Annotated in this window: 24 protein-coding genes, 1 pseudogene and 1 riboswitch; of the genes and pseudogenes, 3 read left to right on the top strand and 22 right to left on the bottom strand. The window is 38.0% G+C overall.

Annotated elements, in window-relative coordinates; genetic code table 11:
* Nucleotides 1–35: 35 nt before the first annotated feature.
* A complete protein-coding gene (locus tag CIL03_RS15220) occupies nt 36–1,754 on the top strand; it encodes a DNA-binding protein (protein ID WP_094886740.1) in 1,719 nt (572 codons plus the stop codon).
* Nucleotides 1,755–2,083: 329 nt separating this feature from the next.
* On the opposite strand, the gene CIL03_RS15215 is transcribed toward CIL03_RS15220, so the two are convergent.
* The 9 genes and pseudogenes from CIL03_RS15215 to CIL03_RS15170 form a co-directional block, all read right to left on the bottom strand.
* Nucleotides 2,084–3,964, bottom strand: coding sequence for an ABC-F family ATP-binding cassette domain-containing protein (locus CIL03_RS15215; protein ID WP_094886739.1), 1,881 nt, complete (start codon nt 3,962–3,964; stop codon nt 2,084–2,086).
* Nucleotides 3,965–4,293: 329 nt separating this feature from the next.
* On the bottom strand, nt 4,294–5,772 hold the full coding sequence (nagE, locus tag CIL03_RS15205) for an N-acetylglucosamine-specific PTS transporter subunit IIBC (RefSeq protein ID WP_094886737.1): 1,479 nt from the start codon (nt 5,770–5,772) through the stop codon (nt 4,294–4,296).
* A 40-nt stretch (nt 5,773–5,812) separates the two neighbouring features.
* Nucleotides 5,813–6,637, bottom strand: coding sequence for a PRD domain-containing protein (locus CIL03_RS15200; protein WP_094886736.1), 825 nt, complete (start codon nt 6,635–6,637; stop codon nt 5,813–5,815).
* A gap of 14 nt (nt 6,638–6,651) precedes the next feature.
* Complete coding sequence (locus CIL03_RS15195) at nt 6,652–7,149, bottom strand: PTS sugar transporter subunit IIA (RefSeq protein WP_094886735.1); 498 nt, start codon at nt 7,147–7,149, stop codon at nt 6,652–6,654.
* 457 nt (nt 7,150–7,606) lie between these two features.
* Nucleotides 7,607–8,077, bottom strand: coding sequence for a 6,7-dimethyl-8-ribityllumazine synthase (gene ribH, locus CIL03_RS15190; RefSeq protein WP_094886734.1), 471 nt, complete (start codon nt 8,075–8,077; stop codon nt 7,607–7,609).
* A 27-nt stretch (nt 8,078–8,104) separates the two neighbouring features.
* Nucleotides 8,105–8,716: pseudogene (ribB, locus tag CIL03_RS15185) on the bottom strand (3,4-dihydroxy-2-butanone-4-phosphate synthase); the annotation flags it as partial.
* Between the two features lie 16 nt (nt 8,717–8,732).
* Nucleotides 8,733–9,383 carry a riboflavin synthase gene (gene ribE / locus CIL03_RS15180; protein ID WP_094886733.1) on the bottom strand — a complete coding sequence of 217 codons (651 nt, stop codon included), beginning with the start codon at nt 9,381–9,383 and terminating at the stop codon, nt 8,733–8,735.
* Between the two features lie 203 nt (nt 9,384–9,586).
* Nucleotides 9,587–9,734, bottom strand: a riboswitch (FMN riboswitch).
* 184 nt (nt 9,735–9,918) lie between these two features.
* Nucleotides 9,919–10,797, bottom strand: coding sequence for an N-acetylmuramoyl-L-alanine amidase family protein (locus tag CIL03_RS15175; protein ID WP_276282959.1), 879 nt, complete (start codon nt 10,795–10,797; stop codon nt 9,919–9,921).
* Between the two features lie 74 nt (nt 10,798–10,871).
* Nucleotides 10,872–11,111 (bottom strand): phage holin, encoded by a 240-nt coding sequence (locus CIL03_RS15170; RefSeq protein ID WP_094886731.1) that lies wholly within the window; start codon nt 11,109–11,111, stop codon nt 10,872–10,874.
* Nucleotides 11,112–11,397: 286 nt separating this feature from the next.
* On the opposite strand from CIL03_RS15170, the gene CIL03_RS15165 reads away from it, so the two are divergent.
* Nucleotides 11,398–12,384 carry a DmpA family aminopeptidase gene (locus CIL03_RS15165; RefSeq protein WP_094886813.1) on the top strand — a complete coding sequence of 329 codons (987 nt, stop codon included), beginning with the start codon at nt 11,398–11,400 and terminating at the stop codon, nt 12,382–12,384.
* 31 nt (nt 12,385–12,415) lie between these two features.
* Here the strand turns inward: CIL03_RS15165 and CIL03_RS15160 are convergent, their stop codons facing one another.
* The 11 genes from CIL03_RS15160 to CIL03_RS15110 all read right to left on the bottom strand — a co-directional run bounded on the left by CIL03_RS15160 (nt 12,416) and on the right by CIL03_RS15110 (nt 22,091).
* A complete protein-coding gene (locus CIL03_RS15160; protein WP_094886730.1) occupies nt 12,416–12,664 on the bottom strand; it encodes a hypothetical protein in 249 nt (82 codons plus the stop codon).
* 15 nt (nt 12,665–12,679) lie between these two features.
* Nucleotides 12,680–13,333, bottom strand: coding sequence for a VC0807 family protein (locus tag CIL03_RS15155; protein WP_094886729.1), 654 nt, complete (start codon nt 13,331–13,333; stop codon nt 12,680–12,682).
* Between the two features lie 175 nt (nt 13,334–13,508).
* The gene (locus tag CIL03_RS15150) at nt 13,509–14,429 is read right to left on the bottom strand and encodes an RluA family pseudouridine synthase (protein WP_094886728.1); all 921 of its coding nucleotides are present in this window, start codon (nt 14,427–14,429) and stop codon (nt 13,509–13,511) included.
* Nucleotides 14,430–14,517: 88 nt separating this feature from the next.
* Nucleotides 14,518–14,748 carry an excisionase family DNA-binding protein gene (locus CIL03_RS15145; RefSeq protein ID WP_094886727.1) on the bottom strand — a complete coding sequence of 77 codons (231 nt, stop codon included), beginning with the start codon at nt 14,746–14,748 and terminating at the stop codon, nt 14,518–14,520.
* 75 nt (nt 14,749–14,823) lie between these two features.
* The gene (locus CIL03_RS15140) at nt 14,824–15,105 is read right to left on the bottom strand and encodes a GNAT family N-acetyltransferase (protein ID WP_094886726.1); all 282 of its coding nucleotides are present in this window, start codon (nt 15,103–15,105) and stop codon (nt 14,824–14,826) included.
* Between the two features lie 86 nt (nt 15,106–15,191).
* On the bottom strand, nt 15,192–16,127 hold the full coding sequence (gene cyoE / locus CIL03_RS15135; protein WP_094886725.1) for a heme o synthase: 936 nt from the start codon (nt 16,125–16,127) through the stop codon (nt 15,192–15,194).
* A 213-nt stretch (nt 16,128–16,340) separates the two neighbouring features.
* The gene (locus CIL03_RS15130) at nt 16,341–17,822 is read right to left on the bottom strand and encodes an alkaline phosphatase family protein (RefSeq protein WP_094886724.1); all 1,482 of its coding nucleotides are present in this window, start codon (nt 17,820–17,822) and stop codon (nt 16,341–16,343) included.
* Nucleotides 17,823–18,280: 458 nt separating this feature from the next.
* A complete protein-coding gene (locus CIL03_RS15125; RefSeq protein ID WP_094886723.1) occupies nt 18,281–18,784 on the bottom strand; it encodes a YehS family protein in 504 nt (167 codons plus the stop codon).
* 122 nt (nt 18,785–18,906) lie between these two features.
* Nucleotides 18,907–19,485, bottom strand: a complete 579-nt coding sequence (locus CIL03_RS15120; protein ID WP_094886722.1) for a hypothetical protein — start codon at nt 19,483–19,485, stop codon at nt 18,907–18,909.
* A gap of 123 nt (nt 19,486–19,608) precedes the next feature.
* On the bottom strand, nt 19,609–20,562 hold the full coding sequence (locus CIL03_RS15115; protein ID WP_094886812.1) for a tRNA dihydrouridine synthase: 954 nt from the start codon (nt 20,560–20,562) through the stop codon (nt 19,609–19,611).
* A gap of 719 nt (nt 20,563–21,281) precedes the next feature.
* Complete coding sequence (locus tag CIL03_RS15110) at nt 21,282–22,091, bottom strand: DUF2238 domain-containing protein (protein WP_094886721.1); 810 nt, start codon at nt 22,089–22,091, stop codon at nt 21,282–21,284.
* Nucleotides 22,092–22,266: 175 nt separating this feature from the next.
* Between CIL03_RS15110 and CIL03_RS15105 the strand changes: the two genes are divergently transcribed.
* Nucleotides 22,267–22,998, top strand: coding sequence for a MerR family transcriptional regulator (locus CIL03_RS15105; RefSeq protein WP_094886720.1), 732 nt, complete (start codon nt 22,267–22,269; stop codon nt 22,996–22,998).
* A 467-nt stretch (nt 22,999–23,465) separates the two neighbouring features.
* Here the strand turns inward: CIL03_RS15105 and rlmD are convergent, their stop codons facing one another.
* Nucleotides 23,466–24,851: a 23S rRNA (uracil(1939)-C(5))-methyltransferase RlmD gene (rlmD, locus tag CIL03_RS15100; protein WP_094886719.1), complete on the bottom strand. Its 1,386-nt coding sequence runs from the start codon at nt 24,849–24,851 to the stop codon at nt 23,466–23,468.
* 96 nt (nt 24,852–24,947) lie between these two features.
* Nucleotides 24,948–25,859 carry a diacylglycerol kinase gene (locus tag CIL03_RS15095; protein WP_094886718.1) on the bottom strand — a complete coding sequence of 304 codons (912 nt, stop codon included), beginning with the start codon at nt 25,857–25,859 and terminating at the stop codon, nt 24,948–24,950.
* Between the last annotated feature and the right edge of the window lie 100 nt (nt 25,860–25,959).

Below are 25,959 nucleotides of genomic sequence, written 5' to 3'. Positions count from 1 at the left end.
TATTTACTGGAGAAAAAATTATCGGAGCTGAACATATGACTGGAATCTTAACAACAACCATTCTCTCATTTATTTTGTTTTTTATTATATCTATTTATTTTATAGTTAAAAACAATAAACTTCGAGCAACAACAATGAAAGCAGTTGCAATTATTTTTGTTATTCTATTTATTATCGGGACAATTATCGTTTATATTTTCATGCCTGCGATTACTATTCCGAATATCACATTCGCAAATCTGATTATTGGTATTCTTGGTTTGATTGGATTATATAGTTTAACTGCCAGCCAGCCTTTCAAAAAAGCAATCAAAGATCTTGATGTGGGGGCAGGCTTACTTATTCTATTGGCGATTATTTGTATTCCTGCTTTTATTATTTTAAGTGTTTTTGCGCTAGGGGATTCACATGATTCAATCTTAAAACAGGAGGTTGAAGAAGCAAAGCCGCTTGATAGGGATGCAACACCTATTGTCGTTTCACCTGAATTTGCACGAAACAAAGTGCAAAAAGCGATGAGTGTAGTGCCTAATACACAGTTTTATGACTTGGGAAAACTGCAGGTGCAAAAAATTAATGATGATATCGTTTTTGTAGCCCCAGTGGAATTTTCCGGTTTCTGGCGATACTTCCGCGGAAAAGAAACAGAAGGATATTTTACAATTTCCGCCACTGACATCAATGCACAGCCTGAATTTATTGAAAGTAAAATGAAGTATACAAACTCAAGTTATTTTAACCATAATATACAACGTACCATTTATGGATCTTACCCGAATTATATTCAAAGCGGGGAAGCTCAAATTGAAGTAGATGAAAATGGAAAACCATGGTATGTTCAAACATTATATAAACCGATTGGATTAACAAACAAGCCGGATATGAGTAAGCTCAATGTGGCAGTTGTTGACCCAGTTACAAGTGAAGTTACTTTATATGATACGGCTGAAGCACCGGATTTTGTGGATGGCTCCATCAGCTCAGAAATGGCTTCAACTGAAAATAAGTATTTCGGTAACTATATTCATGGATGGCTGAATTCAGTTTTTGGTAAAAAAGATGTTAAAATACCAAACGAATCTGGTACGGAAAGCAGTGTAACACCTATTTTTGACGAAAATGGAGATATGCACTATTTCACAGATATGTCCTCACCAAAAGAAAACATTGATTCCGCTCTGGGATATACATTAATCAATGCCCGGACTGGGGAATTAGTTTATTATAACGGGGATAAAAACAATGGAATTATGGATAGTAAAGGTGCAAAAGAAATTGTGAATAAGGAATTCCCTGAAAAGAATTGGACCGGATCAATGCCTATTTTATACAATATTGATGGCGATCCGACATGGGTAGTGAACGTATTGGATCCAAATGGCCTATTCAAGCATTATGCTTATATCAAAGCAGCCGATTCAGACTTTGTTGTGTTCGGTGATACTGCCAGACAAACACTGGAATCATATCGGTTAGCCCTTGCGACAGATCCAAGCAATGTGGAATCTACTGGCGAAGCTGCATTGGAAAATCGAAGTGGCAAAGTTTCGCGTGTATTGGTTACAACACAGGATAAAACTCAGATTGTCCAATTCCTTTTGAACGGAGATAAAACAATATATACAATAAACTCTGGAAAAGCTCCACTGGCTATATTCCTGCAAGAGGGGGACAGCGTACAGCTGGAAGCGAATCTTCGGGATAATGGAACGGGAATTGTGGAGACGATTGAGATTGATGGATTGACTCAATAGAATAATGAATGGCCGCTCAGGTGTAATCTGGCGGCCATTTTTATTATGCTCTCAGTAAGACTGCTTCAAGCTTATCTGGTATTGTCGCGGCTGGGTAGTCGCGTGACAGAAGAGCAGGGGCGCGCAACTCAGACTGGAAGTTGCGCGGCTCATGCCAAAAGTTATGCGACATCGTAATAAAGCGGTGTTATTGCGCAAGTTCCCGCAGCCATCGCTCGACTTCATGTGGAGTTCGCACGACTTTTCCTGACTATTGCGCGACTTTGGCAGTCAGCGTTTTCATAAATACCAGACTTTATAAAAAACTGACCTAAAAGATAACTTTCAGGTCAACTTTTTCCTTCCATTTCTTCCACCAACAATGAGAGTTCTTCCCACCGTTCCATTTTAGCTTCTAATACAGCTTCCACTTTTTGCTGCTCAGCAAAAAGCTCTTGCACCTTCTCTGAATCACTGCCCGCTTCAATAATTCCTGCTTGCAGTTCCTCAATCTTTCCTTCCAAATCCATAATCTGATCCTCGATGGATTCCCACTCTTTTTGTTCCATATAGGATAGCTTTTTCTTTTGTTTTTTAGGTCTTATATCTGTTTTAACAGGTTTAGGTTTCTTCTCGGCATCTTCTTGATTCTGCTCTAAATACTCGCTGTAGTTTCCAAAGAACAGGTTGGTGTGCCCTTCTCCACTAAAAGCAAGCAGACGATCCACAACCCGGTCCAAAAAGTAGCGATCATGAGATACTGTTATTACGACACCTGGGAAATTGTCCAGATATTCCTCCAGAACACTTAATGTTTGTGTATCTAAATCATTGGTCGGCTCATCAAGGAAAAGTACATTTGGCTCTCTCATTAAAACCTTCAGTAAGTATAATCGCCGTCTCTCTCCACCAGATAGTTTTCGAATATATGTCCACTGTTCAGGTCTTGAGAATAAAAAGCGTTCCAGCATCTGTTCTGCAGTAATTACATCTCCATCGATTGTGTAAATTACCTCGGCAACTTCTTTAATATAATCGATAATCCGCATGCTGCCATCCAGCTCTTCATCACCTTGCGTATAGTAACCGATTTTAACAGTCTCACCAACTTCAATTTCACCACTGTCGGGGCTTATACGTTCTGCCATAATATTTAGCAGTGTTGTTTTTCCAGATCCGTTCGGCCCAATAATCCCCAGCCTCTCACCAGGAGTTATCAAATGGCTAAAGTCTTTCAACAGATTTTTCCCTTGAAAAGACTTATCTATGTTTTTCAGTTCAATTACTTTCTTGCCTAAACGAGTCGAACCAACCTGGAAATCTACATTTTGTTTTTTTGTATCAAATGTTTGTTCCTTCATGTCACCAATACGTTCAATTCTTGCTTTTTGCTTTGTTGAACGCGCTCTCGCTCCACGGCGCAGCCATGCAAGCTCGCGTCTTAATGTATTTTGATGCTTTATCTCACTGCTCGCTTCCAATGCTTCACGCTCTGCCTTTTTCTCTAAAAACACTTCATAGTTACCTTCGTAAATGTATAAGTTGCCTTTATCAAGCTCGTAAATTCGGTTTGTCACCCGGTTTAAAAAGTATCTGTCATGTGTCACAAGCAGTAAAGATCCTTTATAGCTTTGCAAAAACTTCTCCAGCCATTCAACCGTTTCATTATCTAAATGGTTCGTCGGCTCATCCAAAATCAACAAATCGGCAGGCTGAATAAGTGCTTTGGCGATAGCCACACGCTTTTTCTGTCCACCAGACAGCTCCGTGATCTTTTTATCAAATTGAGTAATCCCTAATTTGGTAAGGACCGTCTTTGCTGTTGTGTTTGCTTCCCATGCTTCTGCTTCATCCATTTTCTGCTGCAATTTCAGCAACTGATCCTGAGCAGTATTATCATTTGCATCCCGCTGAAGCCGAAGAAGTGCACGTTCATAGTCACGCATCAGCTTCATGATTGCAGCGTCTCCATGATAAATTTGCTCAATTACAGTTAAGCTGGAATCGAGCACTGGATCTTGAGCTAAATATTCAATATGATAATCTTTTGCGTGTTTAACTGTACCTTTCTCTGGTGATTCAATTCCGGCAATGGTTTTTAAAAATGTCGATTTTCCGGTACCGTTAACCCCGATCAAGCCAATTCTTTCATGATTCGCAATCGTACAGGTAATATTATTAAATAAAACTTTTTCACCATAGGATTTATATAAATTTTCAATCGTCAGCATGTGCTTTAACCATCCTTAAGCATTCGTATTCGTTAGTTACGATCCTTTTTTTGAAATAATGATTTCAATACAATTACAATTAAAAATAATAACCAGGATGTAACAATATAAAATATTGCCTTGCTAGCGGTATTCATCTCAGAAAAAAAGAAAGCCATCCCTGTCCAGATAACCGCAATCATTATAAGCTGTATATATAATAGCTTCAGTGTTCTCTCCTCCAAATTAGAAAAATTGCCTACCTTCTAGTTTATCTTACCATAGCGTTATTTTCCATCCAAAAAACCGGAAGCACAGAATATATTCTGTGCTCCCGGCTTCATTTACTATTATTTATTTTTCAGCTTACCATGAATTTTATTAATCTCATCAGCAACAAATTGAACACTCGTCCCCACTATGACCTGGATATTATGTTTTCCAACAATATTGATACCAGGTACATTTGTAGACTTGATCTTATCCTGATCAACAGCGTCCATATCTTTTACTTCAATTCGCAGTCGGGTGGTACAATTATCAATTGAAGTAACGTTCTCTTGACCGCCTAGACCATCATAAATTGTTTCACCCATCACTGCAAAGCGATCTTTTCCAGCAGTTTCAGTCAATTCACCTTCTACTGTTTCTTCATCAGCCAAATCCTCTGTTTCCTCTTCTCTTCCTGGTGTCGTAATATTAAATTTAACAATTAGGAATCGGAATAGGAAATAATAAATTACTGCAAATACAAGTCCTTGAACAATAAGCATGTATGGCTGATTTGCCAACGGAAGTCTCATACTTAAAACAAAGTCGACTAACCCCGCACTAAAACCAAAACCTGCTGTCCAATGGAAAAATGCAGCTATAGCTAAGGATAGCCCGGTTAATACAGCGTGTACTACATAAAGTGCTGGAGCAACGAACATAAATGAGAATTCAAGTGGTTCTGTAACCCCTGTAAAGAATGCTGCGACACCTGCGGCAAGCATAAGTGAGGCAACCTGTTTTTTCTTTTTTGTTTTAGCTGTGTGATACATTGCTAAAGCAGCAGCAGGCAGTCCAAACATCATAACAGGGAAGAAACCTGCCTGATACATTCCTGTGACACCTTTTTCTCCCGTTCCTGCCCAGAAATTGCCAATGTCATTTATACCAGCTACATCAAACCAAAATACAGAGTTTAAGGCATGGTGCAATCCTGTTGGAATTAATAATCTATTGAAGAATCCATATAAACCTGCACCGATAAACTCAAGATTACTTATTGCTGTACCAAATGAAACCAGACCGGAATAAACAACTGGCCATACAAAGAATAAAATAGCGGACACGATCAGCATGGAAGCAGCAGTCATAATTGGGACAAGCCGCTTTCCACTGAAGAATGCTAGTGCATCTGGCAATTTCACTTCACTGTAGCGGTTATACATGACCGAAGCAATAATACCTGAAAGTATTCCTATAAAAGCGTTGTCAATATTCGCAAAGGCCAGATTCACTTCCTCCGGATCCACTGATTGAAGCAATGCAACGGTTTCTGTAGAGAGCAATGTAGTTACTACAAGAAAACCAACTAGACCTGCCAGTGCCGCAGCTCCATCCCTTTGTTTTGCCATTCCGAGTGCCAGTCCAACAGCAAATAAAATTGGTATACTATCAATAATTGAAGATCCGGCTTTAATTAAGAATGCCGCAATGACGTTTCCTTCACCCCAGCCTGAAGGGTCAATCCAATAGCCAATCCCCATCAAAATCGCTGCAGCAGGCAGTACAGCTACTGGCAGCATCAAAGAACGACCTATTCGTTGAAAATATGCTTTCAAGATGATTTCCTCCTAAAAAATTTATAAATGCAATGCAATATCAAGACTGCAGACTTCTTAATCTTTCAATATGCAGTGTAATGTAACCCAACTCTTCTTCTGGAAGAGTTATTCCATGTTCTGTGTCAAGTTTATCCGCCACCTTTTTTGCACAATTGAATGAAAGAGTAAATTTCTTTTTCATCATTTTAAACATCTCCTCATCCATTGTGTGAAGCTCATTTGAATTGAGCCTCATGATGGCAAACCGCAAATGGGTAATAAGACGCTCATATGCAATATCATCTTCTTCTACTGTGATGTCCAAGTCGTCATTTATGGTTTGCACCATATCCTTCAAAATAGAGGTCAAACGGACAATCTCGTGTAAATCACCTCCTTGAATTTTCATTGCATGAATATGAAGTGCAATAAAAGCGGCTTCATCGATGGGCATTCTGATTTGAAGTTTCTCCTCAACATGATCTAATGCCCAGAGACCAATTTCAAATTCCTTCTTATATAAAACTTTTACCTCTTGAAGCAGCTTATTTCTTAAATGAATGCCTTTCTTTTCTCTTTCAATAGCAAAGGAAATGTGATCAGTGAGAGCTAGACGAATATGTTCATCCAGTTTTGTGTTCAGCATTTCCTCGGCATACGCAATAATTTCCTCTGCTATTAAAATATGCTCCTCCGGGATGCGAGCAAATAATCGCTGCAGCTTTTCATTTTCTTTCAATACAAAAAGCTTTTCTATTTTAGCGTTGTTAACGATGTCGTTTTTTCCTTTGTTAAAGCCAACTCCGCCTCCAATAGCAATCTTTTCCTCATTTTTATCCATTACAACTACAGCATTATTATTTAAAATCTTGGTTATTTTCATTCAGGACACTCCCTCTATTCCGAGACAGTTATCAATACTGTTTCCCCACTTATGCCTGTTTTTTCCTCTGTCATCGTATATTTCTTATTGCTGTTCATGCTGTTTGTTATCACGATAGGAGTAACGATACTTTTAGCATGCTCACGGATATATTCCAATTCGGCCTCAATGAGCACCTGTCCGACAGTGATTTGATCACCTGTTTTTACTAATGATTTAAAGCCCTCTCCTTTTAGCTCAACTGTATCAAGTCCAATATGCATTAATATTTCTATGCCATCCTCTGTTTCAATCCCAACTGCATGCTTTGTATCAGGAACCTGCACAACCTTACCATTTACAGGTGACTGAAATTTACCGTCTGTTGGCATTATTGCGATTCCTTCCCCCATCATTTTTTCACTGAATACCGGATCCGGCACTTCCTCCAATTGAACGATTTCTCCATTAACAGGTGCGATTATTTCCATTTTTGATGATTGCTTGGACTTTTTGAAAAAATTAAAAGCCATTTTTTATCTCTCCTTAGTTGGTCGTAGTTAATATTATTTGCTTTCCCTTATTTTTCTATTATCGAACATTAGAAAACTTGGCTTTTCGCCAAGCATTAATGGCGAAAGCCTTAGTTGCACTTATACTGGTTTCCTTAAAAAGTTATACTTTCCTATCAGTGTTAGAAAAACTCGCATTCGCTTGTCTTTAGCGAATGTGTTAGTTTTTCTAATACTTGGGACCTTAAAATTTTAGCTGTGTCGAACCCACTTCTTGGCTAAAATTTTATACTTTTCCAACATACAAAAAAGACATGGAGGTATAGAAAATTCCTGTGCAGAATTTCCTGGTTACCACCATGCCTGATTTAACAGTAACATGTGATCAATATTTGTTTCTAAATTTAAAGTACCAAAGAATCATAAAAAAATCAACATATTACTACAAAATTAGCAAGCAACTCGTCTATAAAGTTGTTTAGCTCTCCAAACTTCTTGTCAAATTAGCCATCTCAATCGCAGATACAGCAGCTTCAGCTCCCTTGTTGCCTGCCTTTGTCCCTGCACGCTCAATTGCCTGTTCGATCGTTTCCGTTGTTAATACTCCGAAGATAACCGGCTTTCCGGATTGAAGAGATGCACTGGAAATGCCTTTTGCTGCTTCATTGCAGACATAGTCAAAGTGCGGTGTTGAGCCACGAATGACAGTTCCTAACGTTATAACGGCATCATACTTTTCATTCCCTGCCATTTTCCCTGCAATCAAGGGAATCTCATATGCACCTGGCACCCATGCGGTATCAATATTTTCATCCGCAACCCCATGCCTTTTTAATGTATCTATCGCACCATCAACTAATTTATTCGTGATAAATTCATTGAATCTGGCAACTACAATTCCAATTTTTAAATCTGTTCCAACTAAATGGCCTTCATAAATTATTCCCATTTTATCCATCTCCCCCATTTAACTATGAATACGATTTTCCTGTTTTTTTTGATAAGCAATTAACGCTTCAATTGAGATTAGTTTTAAGTCAAATTCTTTTGCCATTTTCTTCAGATCTGGCACCCGTGCCATTGTGCCATCATCTTTGATAATTTCGCAAATCACCCCTGAAGGAAATGCCCCACTCAGTTTTGCTAAATCAACAGAGGCTTCTGTATGACCTGGCCGAGTCAGGACACCTCCTTCTTTTGCAATCAGTGGAAAAACATGTCCAGGCCGTTTAAAATCTGCTGCATTTGCGTTTGGATCTGACAATGCCCTAATGGTTTTTGCTCTCTCCGCAGTACTTATTCCTGTGGTCGTTTCAATATGATCTATCGTTATCGTAAAAGCAGTTCCCAACGGATCTGTGTTTTGATTTGTCATCATGGACAGCCCCAGGTTTTCTGCATGATCTGCTTGAATTGATGTACATACAAGACCCTTACCATGTGTAATCATAAAGTTGATCACGTCTGGTGTCACCATTTCAGATATAGCAACAAGGTCTCCTTCATTTTCTCTATTCTCATTGTCAACAACTATAATCGGCTTTCCTATTTTCAAATCTTTAATTGCGTCTTTAATTGAATGAAACACCATGTATGTCACTTCCTTATTTGAATCCATTATTTTGCAGAAAATCTTCCGTAATCTTGACTTTCTTATCAGGAAATTGTTGTTTCAGCATGTTTTGAACATATTTTGCGAGCATATCACACTCAATATTCACCAGATCACCTTTACCTTTTTCTCCAAGAATTGTTTCTGATGCTGTATGTGGAATAAGTGAAATTGTAAATGTATTCCGCTGTACACCAAAGACAGTCAAGCTTATTCCATCAACTGTAATGGAGCCTTTATGCAATAAAAATCTCATTAATTCATTTGGGATTTGAATGTCATAGTAAATCGCATTTTCCTGTTTTCTTTTTTCAACAATCTTTCCAGTGCCATCTACATGTCCCGAAACAAAATGTCCGCCAAATCTCCCTCCAGCAGACATGGCACGTTCCAAATTCACTTTTGATCCCGCCTTTAGAGATTGTAATGAAGTCGATTTAATCGTTTCAGGCATTGCCTCTACCTGAAAATCATTTGAAGAAAAGTTCGTTACTGTCAGACAGATTCCATTAACTGAAATGCTGTCACCAATATTCACATCTTCTATGATTTTCAGAGATCCAATCGTCATTTGTACTGCATGATCAGAAACTTTTTCTATTTTTCTTACCGATCCCATTTCTTCAATTATTCCTGTAAACATTTACCTCTTCCTTTCATAAACCTTTGTATATTATGAACCTCCCTTTTTAGAAATCAAAAAAACCTCTGAATCAGCTTCAGAGGCGTAAGGGTAGAATTTTAAATTTCAAGCACTAATCCAAAAATAGGTGTACCAAAATAACGTGTACAGAAAAATGTACAGTTCTATGGAAGTCACCCTTATTATAATAAAGTGCTTACCTAAAATTCCTTCTCCCATCCAGACTATAACTGTCGGCTCTGGAGTTTCACCAGATCCACCGCTTGGCTCAAGAAGCCGCACGGGTCACGGACTAAGAAGCATTGCTTCAACACCGCCGATTGGGAATTTCACCCGACCCCGAAGGAAATTAAATTATGAAGTTGTAAGTTGTATAACTTAAAAGCGATTATACCGCAATTGATTAGAGTTGTCTATGTTACTTTTTGGTTTTTTAATATTGTCATTTTGGATAATTGTTGACGAAAAGTGAGCATATCGTCAACAATATGCCGTTGTAACAACAAAACTTATGAAAAAGATGTTCCTTTTTATTTTAAACCAATGTGCCTTTATTTAACCTGCGCTGTAACTCTTTTACCATCGCACTTGGGTTCCATATTTCACCATCGACAGGCGTACCTAAATACTTTTGAGATTTCCGGATCGTTTCCGGACCGATAAATCCATCCGGCTTTGCGCCTATTTTGCGCTGCCACGCTTTAATTAATATGCTGCCAGTATATTCAGGCCCAAAATCCACACTTAAAATAGGCTTCGTACTGCTATTCCTGTACTGGCCGCTTATAATACCATCCGCTGGTGTACCCATAGCTTTTTGCCATGCTATTGTAGTGTTTTTGCCTAAGCGTCCATCTATTACTAGTCCAGGCAATGGTTTACCAGGAGCCGAATATTTATGCCCTCTATACTCGCAATACGATCTGACAACTGATTCAGCATACTTTTTCCAATGTTTCCTGATTCGGTCCGTGTCTGTTTTATTATCAGCAAAGCCATATTCGACTATTGTTGTAGATACATTGCCTGTTTCACGATGCATGTAGTAGTAGTCACCACTACCCGATTTCCGGGTAAACACACGTCTGACGTTTTGACCGGCCTCTTTTAAACCATCAGCTATTGCCTGAGCCATTTTTCCATCATTAAAAATTGAGTGGATCATCTCTGCTCCCTGACCGCCACCTGAATTAATATGGTTTGAAATGCAATCCTTTGCCCCACTGTTTCGGACTATTGCACTTCTTGTCCCCGAATCTAGATATTTATCAGTAGTACGTGTTATTGCAATTGGCACACCCAAATCTTTAAATCGGTTGTATTGATAAAGAGATATATCCAGCACCATATCTTTTTCTTTCCAATATTTATTTATTCCACCACCCGGGTCTTTTCCTCCATGACCGGGGTCAATAATTAATATTGGTATAGCCCCATTTAAATCAACTCCCTTCCATAAATTTATTACAAGACATTCGATTGAGTGCCTTATTTTGCTTTTGTTAAGCCTTTTTCTTTCAATACTTCTTTTTGACGTTTCCCCTTAGCAGTCACATAGTTATTTTTAAACCATGCAGTTACTGCTGCGACCATAGTAAATGCAGTGGCAATTACCTCACCCCACAACGCTTCTGATCCAGGTATTGGATTAAGTCCTGCAGCAATTAAAAATTGATTCACCAATGCGATCACTAATACTGCTGTTCTAATAATTGTTCCTTTATCCAAAATATCCACCTCCTAATTAATAGTATTAAAAAAACAACTTGCTCGTGTGGACTAGCCGAATAACTATTTAATCAGGGCTGACCTCACATTCACATCATTTTTCAACAAGGGATGCAATCTAATGTGCGGTTGTGAAGTCCAATTTCACAAGATGGTTGGTGATTATAATGGAGAGATAAAGCTTGATAGTAGCGAAACACTGTTAATAGAAAGTATACTTGGCTGTATAGAAGAACTTGGCAAGATGATAACTAAAAACAGTAATCAAGAAAGGAAGAGTTTTCTAATGACTCTCTCAAAAGGAAAATTCAATTGTATAACTGATGTCAAAGGAGTGCAGGTTGGCCATGTCACCTTGTCTGAAAAGATAAATGAAGAGGACACAATCTGTACTGGCGTAACTGCCATTCTGCCGCATGATGGAAATCTTTTTAACAAAAAGACACGTGCAGGATGTACCGTGATCAATGGATATGGAAAAACTGCCGGTTTGATACAAATCGTGGAACTCGGGCTGCTGGAATCTCCAATTATGCTGACAAATACATTTAGTGTTGGGGCTGTTCTCCAAGGAACGCTGCAATATATGGTCGACTCTACAAAGGAAATTGGTGACACAACAAGCACCGTTAATATCGTTGTAGGAGAATGCAATGACGGCTATTTAAATTCCATTCGAAAGCAGGCAGTAAAGCCGGAACATGCTGTTCAGGCAATTAAGAAGGCTAATGGAAACCCAGTTGAAGAAGGTGCTGTGGGAGCTGGGAAGGGCATGGTCTGTTTTGGATATAAAGGTGGAATCGGAACTTCTTCACGAACAGTAACCGTAGGTGAGGAAGTATATACGGTTGGCTGCCTTGTATTAAGTAACTTTGGTAAACGTGAAGAGGCTTTATTTGCAGATTGGAAACCAAAAAAAGTAAACACACCCGATGGATCGATCATGATGATTATCGCAACAGATGCACCACTGTATGACCGGCAATTAAAGAGACTCGCCAAGCGATGTGCAGCAGGGCTGGGTCGAACTGGAAGCAATATCGACAATGGCAGCGGGGATATCGCTATCGCCTTTTCCACAGCCAATTCATACGACCACAATGCGAAAACACATTCAGAGTTATTGACATTTATCCGCGATGATCATCCGGTCATGAACCAGCTGTTTCAGGCCGTTATTGAAACTACCGAGGAATCAGTGATCCGATCACTTCAACATGCAGAAACAACAGATGGAAGAAAAGGAAGGTCAGTGGAAAAAGCACCAATTTAAAAGGGATGGGCATCGGCAGCTCATCCCTTTCCTATTGTTTTGCTATAACCTTAAAAAATTTCATGACAGCGATTGCCACACAAAATGAAATAATCCCGAAAAGAATTACAAGCAGCGGATCTGTGTTTCCAAACTCAATTTTGTCCGGGAATATTTTCCCCGTTTCCAAAACAGTGGAAACATCGGGTGTGTAAAACATGGTGGAAACTACCCCGGTGATGATTTGCAACAGAAGATACGTGCCAATGAATATTACGGTAAAGCCTATGTACTTAAGCATAAACATCTCCTTTCCCTATTGCGCTTCTTCTGTCTGAAAACGCTGAATCTCTTTTATATAATTATTTATTTTAACACCAATCAGTATAAAACCCAAGGTTATCAAAACACCAAATGTCCAACCGCTTATATTCATGTAAATAAGCATTTTTCCATAACCATCAGCACCATAAATGTTTATCAGCCAGGCCTTTAGGCCATTTTGAAAAATGCCGCGCACAACAAATAACAGGGTTAGAAGCTGATACCACATAAAGATGCCTTTTGAATAGTACAATCTTTTGCTGTCTTTCCTTCGATATCCCTGCAGGTATGCCCAGTCTACAGCGAAGTATAATGCTAATGGTTTTCTGAAAACAATTGATAACAGATAAATTGCTGCATAGCCAAACCCTAAATAAACCTGGTTCCAAAGCATCGATTCTGCTGAAGAAGAGAGTAAATTCACAGCTGTACTGATAAGAAGTGAACTAAGGATAAAAAACCCGGCTATATTAAACTGCTTTTCTATTATAAACCGGTAAATCGTATAAATGAATCCAGGTATTGTGGATAAAAGAATTGCCAGATAATCACCCAATGGCTCCCTGCCATAATTCCAAATTAAATAAGGAATTGCCGCATAGCAAATCAGGTCTAGGAAAACCAGGTTTTTATGCTTTTTGTTCATTGGTCCCCACCTGCCTGCTGGTGAAAATAATATTCCTGAGCTTTCCTGATAAAGTTCGAACAGTACAGCTCGTTATTTTTGCCAACCTTCCAATCGAATACATAAAAAAGAACCTCCGTTACGAATCATTATCTTTCATTATACATGGTTACGTAACGTGAGATTCAATTATTTTTTAATTTTTCACAAATTTCGATTTTGCTAAAAAGGATTTTGGAACATCTGCCTTGAATAGCAATAACTGTCCTGTTGTTGGGTGGTTAAACGATAGCACCTTCGCATGAAGACCCAGCCGTCCAATTTCATTCGTTTTGGAACCATACTTCTTATCTCCAACAACCGGATAACCCAGGTCCTGCATGTGGACACGAATTTGGTTTTTGCGACCAGTCTCAAGCTGTACGTCAAGCAAGGAAAAATCTTTATTCGATTGGATTACTTTATATCGGGTAATTGCATGGAGCCCGTCATTTTTAGTTTGACTGGAGTACATTAGACGAGTCTTGCTTTCCCTTAGCCAGGATGAAATATACCCTTCCTGCTTCTCTACTTGTCCTTCGACAAGTGCAGCATAGGTACGCTCTTTTACACTATCCTTCCAATTACGCTGCAGATCCCGCTTCACTTTTTCACTTTTTGCAAACATCATAACCCCTGATGTATCTTTATCCAACCGGTGTACAACAAAGATTCTATTCTCCGGATTTTCCTTTCGAACATAATCCATTAACTGATGGTGTGCTGTTTGTTTCTTTTCTTTTTCAGTTGCAATCGAAAGTAAGCCAGCTTCCTTATTGATAACGATAATATCATCATCCTCATATAAAATGGACATACCAATTAGGATGCTTTCTTTAATTGCAGCTTTATTTTTTAAAATGGTAACAGTTTGTCCAGGTTTCAGTGGATAATTGTGTTTTGTTTCAATATGATCATCAACCGTTACCTGGCCTCTCGTCAAAATGGATTTAACTGAATTTCGACTGCGGTTTGACATGGCTTCCAATAAAAATGGTAATAGCTCTGTTTTTTCTTTAACTGTATATACCAGCGAATTCTCTTTTCGTTTTTTTCCAGCATGCTGTCTTTTTGACATATTTGTATGCTCCTCTTAAAAATGTTAGGAATACATTTTAATATAATGTGTACACCTAACATAAAATAACTGTTCTTATATAGCAAATCTAGTCTTCATCTTTGACATCGATATCTTCAGGAATTGGCTCATTCAGATAATCCTGAATCATTTTCCTGTATTTTTCTACCTGTTCAAAATGTGTGGTGAATTGTTCTTTATTAATAAGGTATTGCTCGCCATCATGAATGGAGCGAATGCGTCCCTGCAGAACTAATGCTTTAACCTTTGATTCTTCTATCGATAGGTATTCTGCAGTTTCCGAAATGGTCAGGTACATAAAGGTCACTCCTCCTTTTCTAACACAAAAAAATCAGGAAATCTAAAGAAATCCTGATTTCTATATCTATGAAGTTTACTCTTCTTCCAGCACGTCATGAAAGGATGATGTTTTCTCTAATTTACTTTTAGCGTATGGACATAAAGGTTTAATCTTTTTACCTTTTTCCCGTGCATACATAACAACCTGTTCCACCAGCATTCCTGCAATACCCTGACCCCTAAGCTCGTCCGATACAAAGGTATGGTCAACAACTATTCGTGCATCTCCATTTTCGATGAATGTAATTTCTGCCAATGGATCTTTAATGTCGTCTCCTACGTAAAATTTATTTGCCCCTTTATTTATTGTAGCCATTTTAAAGCCTCCATTTAAAATAAAAAATTACGATGCTCATCTAATAGTATCACTATCTCTAATAATTCGGCAACAAATTCAGACATTTAACTAAAAGCTGGCAATGTCAAAATAATTGTCAGCAGGAATAGTATCATTAAATAGTTAACCGAGTAAAGAAAATTCATATGTGCCCATTTTAAATCATTCTTCATAAAAAAGCCGCTTATTGCCAATACAATCCAGGCAAGATTAAGTATTGTTGCAATCACAATAAACACTGTTCCCAGCTGTGCCAAAAAGAATGGCAATGGCAGCAGACAGGCAACATATATAACAATTTGACGTTTGGTAAATTCAAAACCATGCACTACTGGAAGCATTGGAATGCCTGCAGCTTTATATTCCTTGCATTTTTTCATTGCAATAACAAATGTATGCGGCATTTGCCAGATAAAAACAAGCAGAAACAGAACGATCGGCACTATATGAAAGGCAGAATCAACTGCTGCCCAGCCAATTAATGGTGTGACTGCACCGGAAATGCTCCCAATCACTGTATTTAATGTATATTTGCGTTTCGACCACATCGTATACAATACAACATAGGTAAACCATCCGATAAATGTATATATGATTGTCTCCACTGTAGTAAACAATAGCAAACTAAATCCAAGTACCGTCAAAGCAATTCCTGTTATTAACACAGATTTTAATGAGAAGTTTCCGGTAACTGTCGGGCGCTTCTGCGTTCTTTTCATAACTGTATCAATGTCAGTATCATACCAATTGTTCATGACAAGCGCCCCTGCCATTACCAGTGTACTTCCAACTAGAGTTAATAGAAAGACACCCAAATAATCCGCAATGGATGAATTGGTAAAATAAAGTGCCAGCCAGAATCCGGCAAAAACGGGCAATACATTTGCAATCAATACACTTGATTTGATAAGTGCTTTTATATCGGAAATTAATGATCTTTTTTGGTTGCCAATTTGATTCGAACCTGTATTTTCTTTCGAAGCGTATGTCTTTTTATTCATCTTCTAATATCCACCCCAGAACTGTAAAACATGTATTTAAAGGGTTAAAAAATCAGTCTATCCTTTAAACACAATTATTTCAATTATATCATGGAATGGACAATCAGACAGTCTAAAAGCCCGACTGGCAAAAACAGTCAGGCTTAATTTTGATAATCTAATGAATATTTTTATCTGTATATTTCCCGTAGTCCGGTTTTACTTGTACAATTGTTAATCCTCGTTCGAGTAAAGAAGCATCCGAAGTATCAGCTCTTTCATATCTACAAGACGTGGAAAATTAGGTTTAAGGGCTGTCCCTGCAATCACCAACGGTACAAGTGATTCTTGTTTATGCAATGAACCGTGAGCCGCACCTCCAAGATGAAATGGTGTAGATTGAGCTTTAAATTCACACCCAGGTTTGGCATTAACCACAATGAAACGTCCTGAATGGGAGTGCAATGCTCCATAAATCCTAGCTAACGCATCTGGATAATCCCCGTAGGACACCCTTTTATCATTTGTTATGTTTAAATCCACCAGCTTAGCATCTCCATCCAGGCTCCATCGTTGATCATATATATCCTTATATTCTCCTCCTGGGTGATATTGCAATGAACCCTCTCTCATGCCCGATACGACGTTAACCGACCCCTCATTCTTCCAGGCAATAATATCGATACGCTGATCATTTTTAAGATGTTCGACAATAGTGGATAGAGGGAGGTTTTTATCCAGTACATAGATATAAGCCATACGTTGGTTTACACTTAAAACAAGCTGGCTTTTTTGGGATACCGGCCGCTGAATTTTAGCTATTCGGTATTTTTTCAGTATTTTACGTAAATCAATAATAAAATCACGGTACTTGCTACCCATTGGAGCATGACCATTATCTCCCATAACCATCCATATATTACGGCCAAGTGCTTCTTCCCAGCTCGGATACAAATTCAACACCTTTTGAATTTCCTTATCAATCCTGGCAATCCCTTTTATATCCATTGGGCCTTTAAAATGAATGCGTGCATCCATATCCTGAAATATACAAAAAGTAAACCCTGGAAGTTTGCTTTTACGAATTAAGTGTCGAATCTCTCTGGCCGTATATTTATAATTTCCGGCTGCTATTTGCATTGGGACACTTTTCGATCGTAGTTTGGAAAAGGTGCCTAGCGAGAAAATAGATGTGGCTTTGGTTGTCCACTCACCGTCTTTAAAGTGAGTTAATGTGCTGAGTAATCGAGGGACATGTAATAGCTGGGGTGTATTTCCACGGTAAACAAAGGAATTAATCGAAGCAGAGGGAATCCCCTTGTCAGCCAATTCCTCATAAATTGTAGTAACTCTACTACTTAAATGCTCATTGTTCAGTCGGTAGAGCATGTTATGAACAGATCGCCGCATGCCTATCCTAAATGTTTCCCGAAATCCCGTCCCGTAGTTAATGAACTGTTTTTCTGAAGTGTCAAACCAATTTAATCCCGGAATGCAGTGTTTATCTGCATAAGCTCCAGTTAAGAGACTGCTGTCAATCGTTACTGACATGGTTGGAAACGAAGTAACCATATTTGGTATATAATTACCGTTTTCCATCAAATATTGCGGGGCAGGAGCTTTCCCGGTTTGGACAGCTACTTCCAAAGGTTTAGACATCAATGAATCAATGTTTAGTAATATAACTGATTTTAGCGTTTGTTGATGTTGCTTCATATTGTTATCATCCTCATTATACTACCCATTTATTTCTCAAAACGTAAATGGATATTTAGAATATTTCACTCAAAGGACTTTTTTATAATAGTTTGGTTCAGACGAAATAAATATCCGATTTATATGATTATGTAGTATTTATAATGACTATGGTATGCCTTTATTTAGAACTAAACATAGCCCTTGCTCTTCACAATATTGTATCCTTCTGTCGAAAATATTATCCTGATTTATCCGATGAAAGTGTTACTGACCTATAAAAATGGTGCCTATCCCCCACTGCTTTAATACTGTAAAGCGATGGGTGACCGACACCTGGTTCGACACCTAGTTCATAATGTTCTATTTATAATGAACAGTTTTGGATTATCTTTCTATATTTATTTTCAATTGTTTTGTACCAATAAAACAGCATTTTTTCGTTGACTTTTCATAAGTAATATAGAAACAGGACTCATTTATCCCCTATATTTTATCGAAAGACCTTTTAAGAAGTTTCTAGCATATTTGTCTCCACACTCTTTATAATTCTTATGACCTTCTTTTCTGAGAATGGCACTTAGTTCTCCTTTTGTTATAACTACACCTGTTCTTTGCAAAATATCTATGATATCTTCACTGGTTAAAGCCAGTGCTATTTTTAATTTCTTTATCATGACATTATTAACATTCATATTATTTTTTATAGACATCGGCGGGGTTGCAGGCTGACCTGACTTTGTATCTTGTCTGCCTCTTTTAAAGATTATCAAACCATTTAGAAATGATTCAAACATAAAATTATTCAACTTCATTTCATATTCATTTTCATAGTCGTGATAGCTTTCTTCTGTTTTTGTAAGCATCTTAACCACTTCTTGATTTGTTACTTCAACACACCCAAGTTCAAAAATCTTTACCAGATCTGTATCTTTTATATCAAGGGCGTATCTTACCCTTAGTAAAATATCGTTATTAAGCACCTGTAAACCTCCTAAAACATTATCTAATTTCTGTCTTGCGAACTAGTCTTGGCAGTGTGTATGGTACAAATAATGGATAGCCTTTGGCTGGTATGCATCTTTTGCTATTTAATTTGCTGCGTTTATACCGATTCTTTTCTATCCACCATTACATGTTCACTAAAAATTCCTGTCAGTTTCTCTTTCATTTCCTCTGAAATAATGAAACAACTTATCGGGAATCCTTTTGTTTTGATTTTCAACTCAAAACCTTCATTCACTTCTTTTGAATGGCCATAATATTTATTGTTTATATCCATAGGCACAAAATGAAACGATTTTATTTTATTCCAAGCCACAAATCTATTTCCACACAGTAAACCATCATTAATTACAGCAAACATATTTAGAAGGTTAAAAGAGTATGCCATCGGGAGAAAAATCAACCAGTAAATCTGCCAGCCAAACAAGTGAAAAAATGTTCCTGCGAAAAATAGAACAATAACAAATAAAAGCATAAATGAATAAATAATGATACCAGTTTTTTGCTTGGAATATGCCGGGAAATCCAGAGCTTTTTCAGGCTGTATTCTAATGGCTGACATTTCTTCGTCAGTTGCAGGTAAAATAACTTTTTGCTTCATTTTAAATAAGATTTGAATAAACTTATAAGTGTAATAACCAATGATGAATAAAAATAGTATATCCATAAACAGCTTCATACTAATCCCCTCACTATTCAGCAAATTAACGGAATATCATCTATGTTTAATTTTGTATTATTCACATTGAACTTTCAAACTTTATAAATATTCTCTTCTTCTTCCAGTTCCATCAACATTCTTTCACGCAAAGTTATCGAGCAATGCACGGACTTCATCCGTTGACTCTGTGCTCATCAATTGGTTTCTTAATTCACTAGCTCCTCGGAAGCCGCGGACATATATCTTAAAAAAGCGCCGAAGAGGTCTGAATGGACGTGGCTCTAATTTTGAATAGTTGTCAAAAAGGTCCAGATGCAATCTTAAGAGTTCAAGTAATTCCTTACTGTTATGATCTTTCGGTTCTTTTTCAAAGGCAAATGGATTATTAAATATACCGCGTCCAATCATAATTCCATCAACACCGTATTGATGAGCGAGCTCCAAGCCAGTTTGACGGTCTGGAATATCCCCATTTATCGTCAAAAGTGTATCTGGTGCCACATCATCACGAAGTTTCTTAATCTCCGGAATCAATTCCCAATGAGCATCTACTTTGCTCATTTCCTTTTTTGTACGCAGGTGAATGGATAAATTAATGATGTCCTGTTTCAATAGGTGTGTCAGCCAGTCACGCCATTCATCTATATCAGTGTATCCGAGCCTTGTTTTCACACTTACGGGCAATCCTCCAGCTTTTGCTGCTTGTATTAGTTCTGCTGCAACTTCCGGACGACGAATAAGACCGCAGCCCTTCCCCTTCGTTGCCACATTAGGTACAGGACAGCCCATATTGATATCCACACCGCGGAATCCAAGTTCCGCCATACCAATACTCATTTGCCGGAAGTATTCAGGCTTATCACCCCATATATGGGCCACCATTGGTTGTTCATCCTCTGTAAAAGTCAATCGCCCGCGCACACTCTGGATCCCATCAGGGTGGCAATAACTCTCTGAGTTTGTAAACTCTGTAAAAAACACATCAGGTCTGCCCGCTTCACTCACCACATGGCGAAAAACAACATCAGTTACATCTTCCATTGGTGCCAGTACAAAAAACGGCCGTGGTAAATCACGCCAAAAATTCTCTTTCATATTCAAATTCCAATCCTCTCGTTATCGGACAGCAGGTCAAACCCTTGTCCCAAAAATAAAAGCAAAGATGTCCCTGCTTCTTTTACACTTATACCATGCTAATGCACATTTTATCAAACTGATCGGGGGTTCATTTTAAATGGATGAGGTTGTACAACAATAATAAACCCCTCCGAAATCATCCCCCTCAAACCCGCATTCCACCGTTCGAGTTAAAATAAAGTTTACCTAAAGAACCCCTATTTTTCCACTTTTTCAATTCAAAAATACCCGTTTCCCGCCTATATTTCACCTGTTTTTTCACCTTTTTTTCACATTTATAATAAAGTTCTCCGAAATAACAGAAGGAAGAATATTGGATAGAAGAGAACAGAGAAGACGTAAGAAGTCGTCGGACCATATTGAATCAGAACAGGGTTATTATTGAGATAAAGCGTGGATAAGATATTGAATAAACCCAGTATTGACAAGGGATAATGAAGATAAGAATGATGGAATAAGATTCTTTCCTCCTCCCTCTTTACTCTATTATGGACACAAAAAATCCCGGGTTCCTGTTGAAGAAAGCCTGAGATATTATTGGTTCAGACCCCGAAATCGGAAATGTTTATTTTAACGTAAGTGGAGTCAGATTCGGAAATGTTTATCTTGGAGGTTCACTCAATTGACTAGCAACCGGAAACGTATAAAAAAACATATTTTTGAACAGGAAATATTTCTCACTCTGACTTCCCTTTTTTAGGTATGAAGTTTCGAACAAATCTATATTTTTTTTGGTTATGCCGAGCATATAGATAGCCAAGCACACTGAAGACAATAGCACCAATCAAGTTGACAAATAAGTCCTTCATTGTATCAATAATTCCAATATCAAGATATCCGTGATCTATAACGGTTTCAATAATATCTCCTGAAGGGTCCTTACTTTCAATAACTGTACGTTGAATATCCTCAATCCGATAAACGGCGTTGTTTTCTACATCAATACTTACACTGCTAATTTCCTGAACAATTCTGTCTTTCTGCATATCGAGATTCACCCATCGGTCTGCGGAGTATTCAAAAAACTCCCACATAACGCCAACAGTCATAGAAAAACAGAAGGTGACTATCGCTAGAAATAATGGGCTCAAATTAATCCCTTTAGCATTCTTATTTAACAGATAGACAAGTGAAAAACCGACACCTGCCGCTAGAAATCCATTTAGCGTATGAAATGCCGTATCCCAAATTTTAAAGTAACCGTAAAAATCACTCAGTTCTCCCAGAATAGTCGAACTAAAAATAAAGACTATTATAATTAGTTCCAATAAGTTAGGAATTTCAATTTTAAATACTCGTTCCACAAGTTGCGGGATAGCAAATAAAACGAGCGTAAGAATGAGAAGAAAAGCATCCCCCCATCTTTGCATAGGTATCTGATTGATAAGCATAAAAACAGCAATTGCACGAAATATAACATAAACTACAACAATCTTCTTGTTGGCTGTTGTCGTGCTACTAGTAAAGAATCTTTTTATGATATTCATGAATAACATCCTCCAATTAATTAGGATATTCAATTCTTGTTATTATAAACGTTAGTTACTTCTGTATTCCCGTTTCTACAATTCTCACTCTCAGCCAAAAAAATATTTTCAGAAATCGTATTGACTCTCACGTAACGGGATACTTTATATTAACTAGTGAGGGGAGTGAAACAAGATGAAGGTAAAGGAAGTTGCTAATTTAGTTGGGATTAGTGTACGCACACTACATCATTATGATGAAATTGGATTATTAATCCCAGAGGAAACCACAGTGGCTGGTTATCGGGTATACTCTGAAAACAATCTCGAGACTTTACAGCAAATCTTATTTTTTAAAGAACTTGGCTTCCCTTTAAAGAAGATAAAGGAAATCATTGATAGCCCCTCCTTTGACCGACTCGAGGCACTTGAAATGCAACATAACATGCTCCTAGAAAAAAAGGGCAGGCTCGATAAGATGATAGGCACAATTGAAAAAACGATTCAACATTCGAAAGGAGAAATACAAATGTCTAATCAAGAAAAATTTGAAGGCTTTGACTTTAGCCATAATCCATATGAACAAGAAGCAAGAGAAAAGTGGGGAGATCAAGCAGTTGATGAGGCAAATGAAAAAGCGAAAAACATGGCTAGCTTCGATCAGAAGAAATTCAATGGAATCTTTCATAACCTTGCGACACTCCGCCATCTCACTCCTGACTCAAAAGAAACTCAAAAAAGAATTAATGAGTGGTATCAGTTCTTAAACAAAATGGGGAACTATTACTCTTTTGAGGCATTCAAAGGATTAGGTCAAATGTACGTAGGCGACGAACGCTTCACCAAGAACATTGACCAATTTGGTGAAGGTTTAGCCAAATTTATGTGTGATGCCATGGCCTTGTATGCAGACAAAAATAAAATATAATATTTATTCATAAGAGGTTATGGCTTTTGGCCATAGCCTTTTAAACATTTCTTTAGTTCTTTTAATCCATCCTACTATTTTATGATTACTCACAAGTTAAGTATTGATTATTAAATCTATTCTCTTATCTTATCTCTCTACATCCATATTACATTTCAAATATTACAAAACCAACTAAATTCTTTTTTCTAACTATGTGCCAAAAGATTAATCATTTTGGAAAACCCCACCCCTCCAGCCCGCATTCCACCGTCTGAGTTAAAATAAAGTTTACCTATAGAACCCCTGTTTTTTCACCTTTTTTTCGCATTTATAATAAAGTTCTCCGATAATAGAGAGAATAGTAAATCGAGAAAAGACTGATAGAACAAGGATTTGCATGAAAAAGACCCGGAAATCGGAAATGTTTATTTTCACGAAAACCGAGTCTGAATCGGAAATGTTTATTTATTTGGGTGATTTATATTTTAGTTAGACAAGGACCGCTCAATCTTCACCACACACTCTATATGATTTGTTTGAGGAAACATATCCACTGGCTGCACTTCCAACGCCCGATACCCTCCATCTTCCAACACGCGCAAATCTCTTGCCAGTGTGGATGGATTGCAGGATACATAAACGATCCGCTCCGGTTCCATTTCGATCATGGCATTTAGAAAGTCGACCTCACAGCCTTTTCTTGGTGGATCAACAACTATCACATCCGGCTTTAAACCTTGGGCCTTCCACCATGGCATTACTTTCTCCGCTTCGCCTACAAAAAATTCTGCATTCGTTATGCCATTCAATTCAGCATTTTTTTTGGCGTCGCTGATTGCTTCAGGAACGACCTCTACACCATATACTTTCTTAGCTTCCTGGGCTAAAAATAACGAAATGGTGCCAATGCCGCAATAAGCATCAACAACAATATCATCACTTTTAATATCTGCATACTCCAGCGCCTTCTCATAAAGCTTTTTCGTCTGTGGTGGATTCACTTGATAAAATGATTTGGCGGAAATCGCAAAGCGAATATCTCCGATCGTATCGTAAATATATTCCTCGCCCCAGATCACCTTTGTTTTTCGACCGAGTATCACATTTGTACGTTTGTTATTGATATTGTGAACAATTGATTTTACATGTGGAAAGGTCTCAGTCAGTTCACGTATCAATTCATCCTTATGTGGAAGTTTTTCCGTACGTGTAACAAGTACAATCATGGTTTGGTTCGTTTCATTCCCTGTTCGAACCATAATATGGCGCAAAACCCCTCTGTCAGCTTTTTCGTCATATGCTTTGATGCCAAGACGGTTGGCAATCCTTCTTACAGCATGGACAGAACGGTCATTCAATTCATCCTGGATGACGCAGGTCTCCATATCATCAATAATGTCATGACTCCGCATTCTATAAAAACCTGTAATTAATTCGCCATTTTTTTCGCCAACAGGCATTTGGACTTTATTCCGGTAGCGCCAAGGGTCTTCCATGCCAAGTGCTGGATGTACAGGCACATGGTCAAGATGAGCAATCTTTCGCATAACATTCTTAACCTGATTTTGTTTCATCTCAAGCTGCAGCTGATAACTCATATGCTGAAGCTGACAGCCGCCACATTGATAATAAACATTGCAGGGTGGCTCTACCCGTTCACCACTCTGATTTGCCACTTCCAGCAATTTTCCAAAACCGAAATTTTTATTTACTTTAACAACCTTAACTTTCGCTTCTTCCCCTGGTAACGCGTAGGGTACAAATAATGGATATCCATCTATTTTCCCCACACCATTGCCTTCATGGGTCAGATCTTCGAATTTAAGTGTGATTATTTCATTCTTTTTGACTGGAGCTGTATGTTTAGCCATTACTATCTTCCTTTACGTGCTAGTATTTGATTTTCATCTTATCATATACTGGAAGTAAAAATCACTTTTTCATTAAAAAGAAGACTGCCACATTGGTCAGTCTTCCTTCTCCTTTTCAATAAATTCATCCGACACATAAAACTCAATATGCTGCTGCAGGTTTGTAAATTCACCTGGAAGCAAGCCGCCAAATTCACCATCGATATTTAGTTGCATTTTCTCATCTGTTGAGACTTTTATGGATTTTGCTTTTGCATAAATGACGTTTTTATCCTCTAAATGGGCTCCGCGTAATGCCAGTGTTGCAATCCGGATAAATTCTGCAAGATTGATTTTCCGTAATATAAGTAAATCAAAATAGCCATCATCCATTTTTGCATCTGGGGCAAGTTTCTCAAAGCCGCCAACAGAATTCGTATTCGATACAAGAAAAAGCATAATATCTTCATCTATTACGTTTCCATCATATTCTATCCTGGCACGGATCGGTTTCAAAGAAGGAAGCATTTCTATCCCTTTCATATAATAGGCAAGCTGGCCAAGCACCGTTTTTAATTTGCTTGGTACTTCATAGGTGAGTTCTGTTAGTTTCCCGCCACCGGCAATATTCATGAAATAAATGTCATTCACTTTGCCGATATCAAGTGCCATGGTTTGATCAGCCAAAATAACATCAACAGCCTTTTTAATATCACGAGGAATTAATAAAGCTCTTGCGAAATCATTTGTCGTGCCTACAGGTATAATCCCTAGCCTTGGCCTGTGTTCCTGCTCTGCCAGGCCATTAATCACTTCGTTGATTGTGCCATCTCCGCCTGCAGCAACAACCAGATCGAACTTTCTTTCTACAGCCGTTTTAGCTGCTTTTATCGCATCACCTTCACAGGTTGTAGCATGTGTTGACGTTTCATATCCCGCTATTTCAAATTTTTCAAGGACTGTTGGCAGTTCTTTTTTAAATGCTTCCCGTCCTGATGTCGGATTATATATGATACGGGCCTTTTTCATTGTATTTCCTCCCCCAGTTATTCCATTATGCAGGGTCATTGTTGTAAAGGATGTTCAAAAAGTCACCAAATTATAAGCGTCGAATCTTGCACGAATGCTT

Source organism: Virgibacillus indicus (assembly GCF_002266285.1).
Lineage (GTDB): Bacteria > Bacillota > Bacilli > Bacillales > Amphibacillaceae > Virgibacillus_K > Virgibacillus_K indicus.
The sequence above is the reverse complement of the archived record's forward strand: the minus strand, read 5'-3'. Positions and strand labels throughout refer to the sequence as shown.

Excerpts from the sequence above, each read along its gene's own strand:
- CIL03_RS15220 (WP_094886740.1), top strand. The coding sequence starts at position 36 with ATGACTGGAATCTTAACAACAACCATTCTCTCATTTATTTTGTTTTTT.
- CIL03_RS15215 (WP_094886739.1), bottom strand. The coding sequence starts at position 3,964 with ATGCTGACGATTGAAAATTTATATAAATCCTATGGTGAAAAAGTTTTA.
- CIL03_RS15200 (WP_094886736.1), bottom strand. The coding sequence starts at position 6,637 with ATGAAAATAACCAAGATTTTAAATAATAATGCTGTAGTTGTAATGGAT.
- CIL03_RS15195 (WP_094886735.1), bottom strand. The coding sequence starts at position 7,149 with ATGGCTTTTAATTTTTTCAAAAAGTCCAAGCAATCATCAAAAATGGAA.
- ribH (WP_094886734.1), bottom strand. The coding sequence starts at position 8,077 with ATGGGAATAATTTATGAAGGCCATTTAGTTGGAACAGATTTAAAAATT.
- ribE (WP_094886733.1), bottom strand. The coding sequence starts at position 9,383 with ATGTTTACAGGAATAATTGAAGAAATGGGATCGGTAAGAAAAATAGAA.
- CIL03_RS15165 (WP_094886813.1), top strand. The coding sequence starts at position 11,398 with ATGACTCTCTCAAAAGGAAAATTCAATTGTATAACTGATGTCAAAGGA.
- CIL03_RS15160 (WP_094886730.1), bottom strand. The coding sequence starts at position 12,664 with ATGCTTAAGTACATAGGCTTTACCGTAATATTCATTGGCACGTATCTT.
- CIL03_RS15155 (WP_094886729.1), bottom strand. The coding sequence starts at position 13,333 with ATGAACAAAAAGCATAAAAACCTGGTTTTCCTAGACCTGATTTGCTAT.
- CIL03_RS15150 (WP_094886728.1), bottom strand. The coding sequence starts at position 14,429 with ATGTCAAAAAGACAGCATGCTGGAAAAAAACGAAAAGAGAATTCGCTG.
- CIL03_RS15145 (WP_094886727.1), bottom strand. The coding sequence starts at position 14,748 with ATGTACCTGACCATTTCGGAAACTGCAGAATACCTATCGATAGAAGAA.
- CIL03_RS15140 (WP_094886726.1), bottom strand. The coding sequence starts at position 15,105 with ATGGCTACAATAAATAAAGGGGCAAATAAATTTTACGTAGGAGACGAC.
- cyoE (WP_094886725.1), bottom strand. The coding sequence starts at position 16,127 with ATGAATAAAAAGACATACGCTTCGAAAGAAAATACAGGTTCGAATCAA.
- CIL03_RS15130 (WP_094886724.1), bottom strand. The coding sequence starts at position 17,822 with ATGAAGCAACATCAACAAACGCTAAAATCAGTTATATTACTAAACATT.
- CIL03_RS15120 (WP_094886722.1), bottom strand. The coding sequence starts at position 19,485 with ATGAAGCTGTTTATGGATATACTATTTTTATTCATCATTGGTTATTAC.
- CIL03_RS15115 (WP_094886812.1), bottom strand. The coding sequence starts at position 20,562 with ATGAAAGAGAATTTTTGGCGTGATTTACCACGGCCGTTTTTTGTACTG.
- CIL03_RS15110 (WP_094886721.1), bottom strand. The coding sequence starts at position 22,091 with ATGAATATCATAAAAAGATTCTTTACTAGTAGCACGACAACAGCCAAC.
- CIL03_RS15105 (WP_094886720.1), top strand. The coding sequence starts at position 22,267 with ATGAAGGTAAAGGAAGTTGCTAATTTAGTTGGGATTAGTGTACGCACA.
- rlmD (WP_094886719.1), bottom strand. The coding sequence starts at position 24,851 with ATGGCTAAACATACAGCTCCAGTCAAAAAGAATGAAATAATCACACTT.
- CIL03_RS15095 (WP_094886718.1), bottom strand. The coding sequence starts at position 25,859 with ATGAAAAAGGCCCGTATCATATATAATCCGACATCAGGACGGGAAGCA.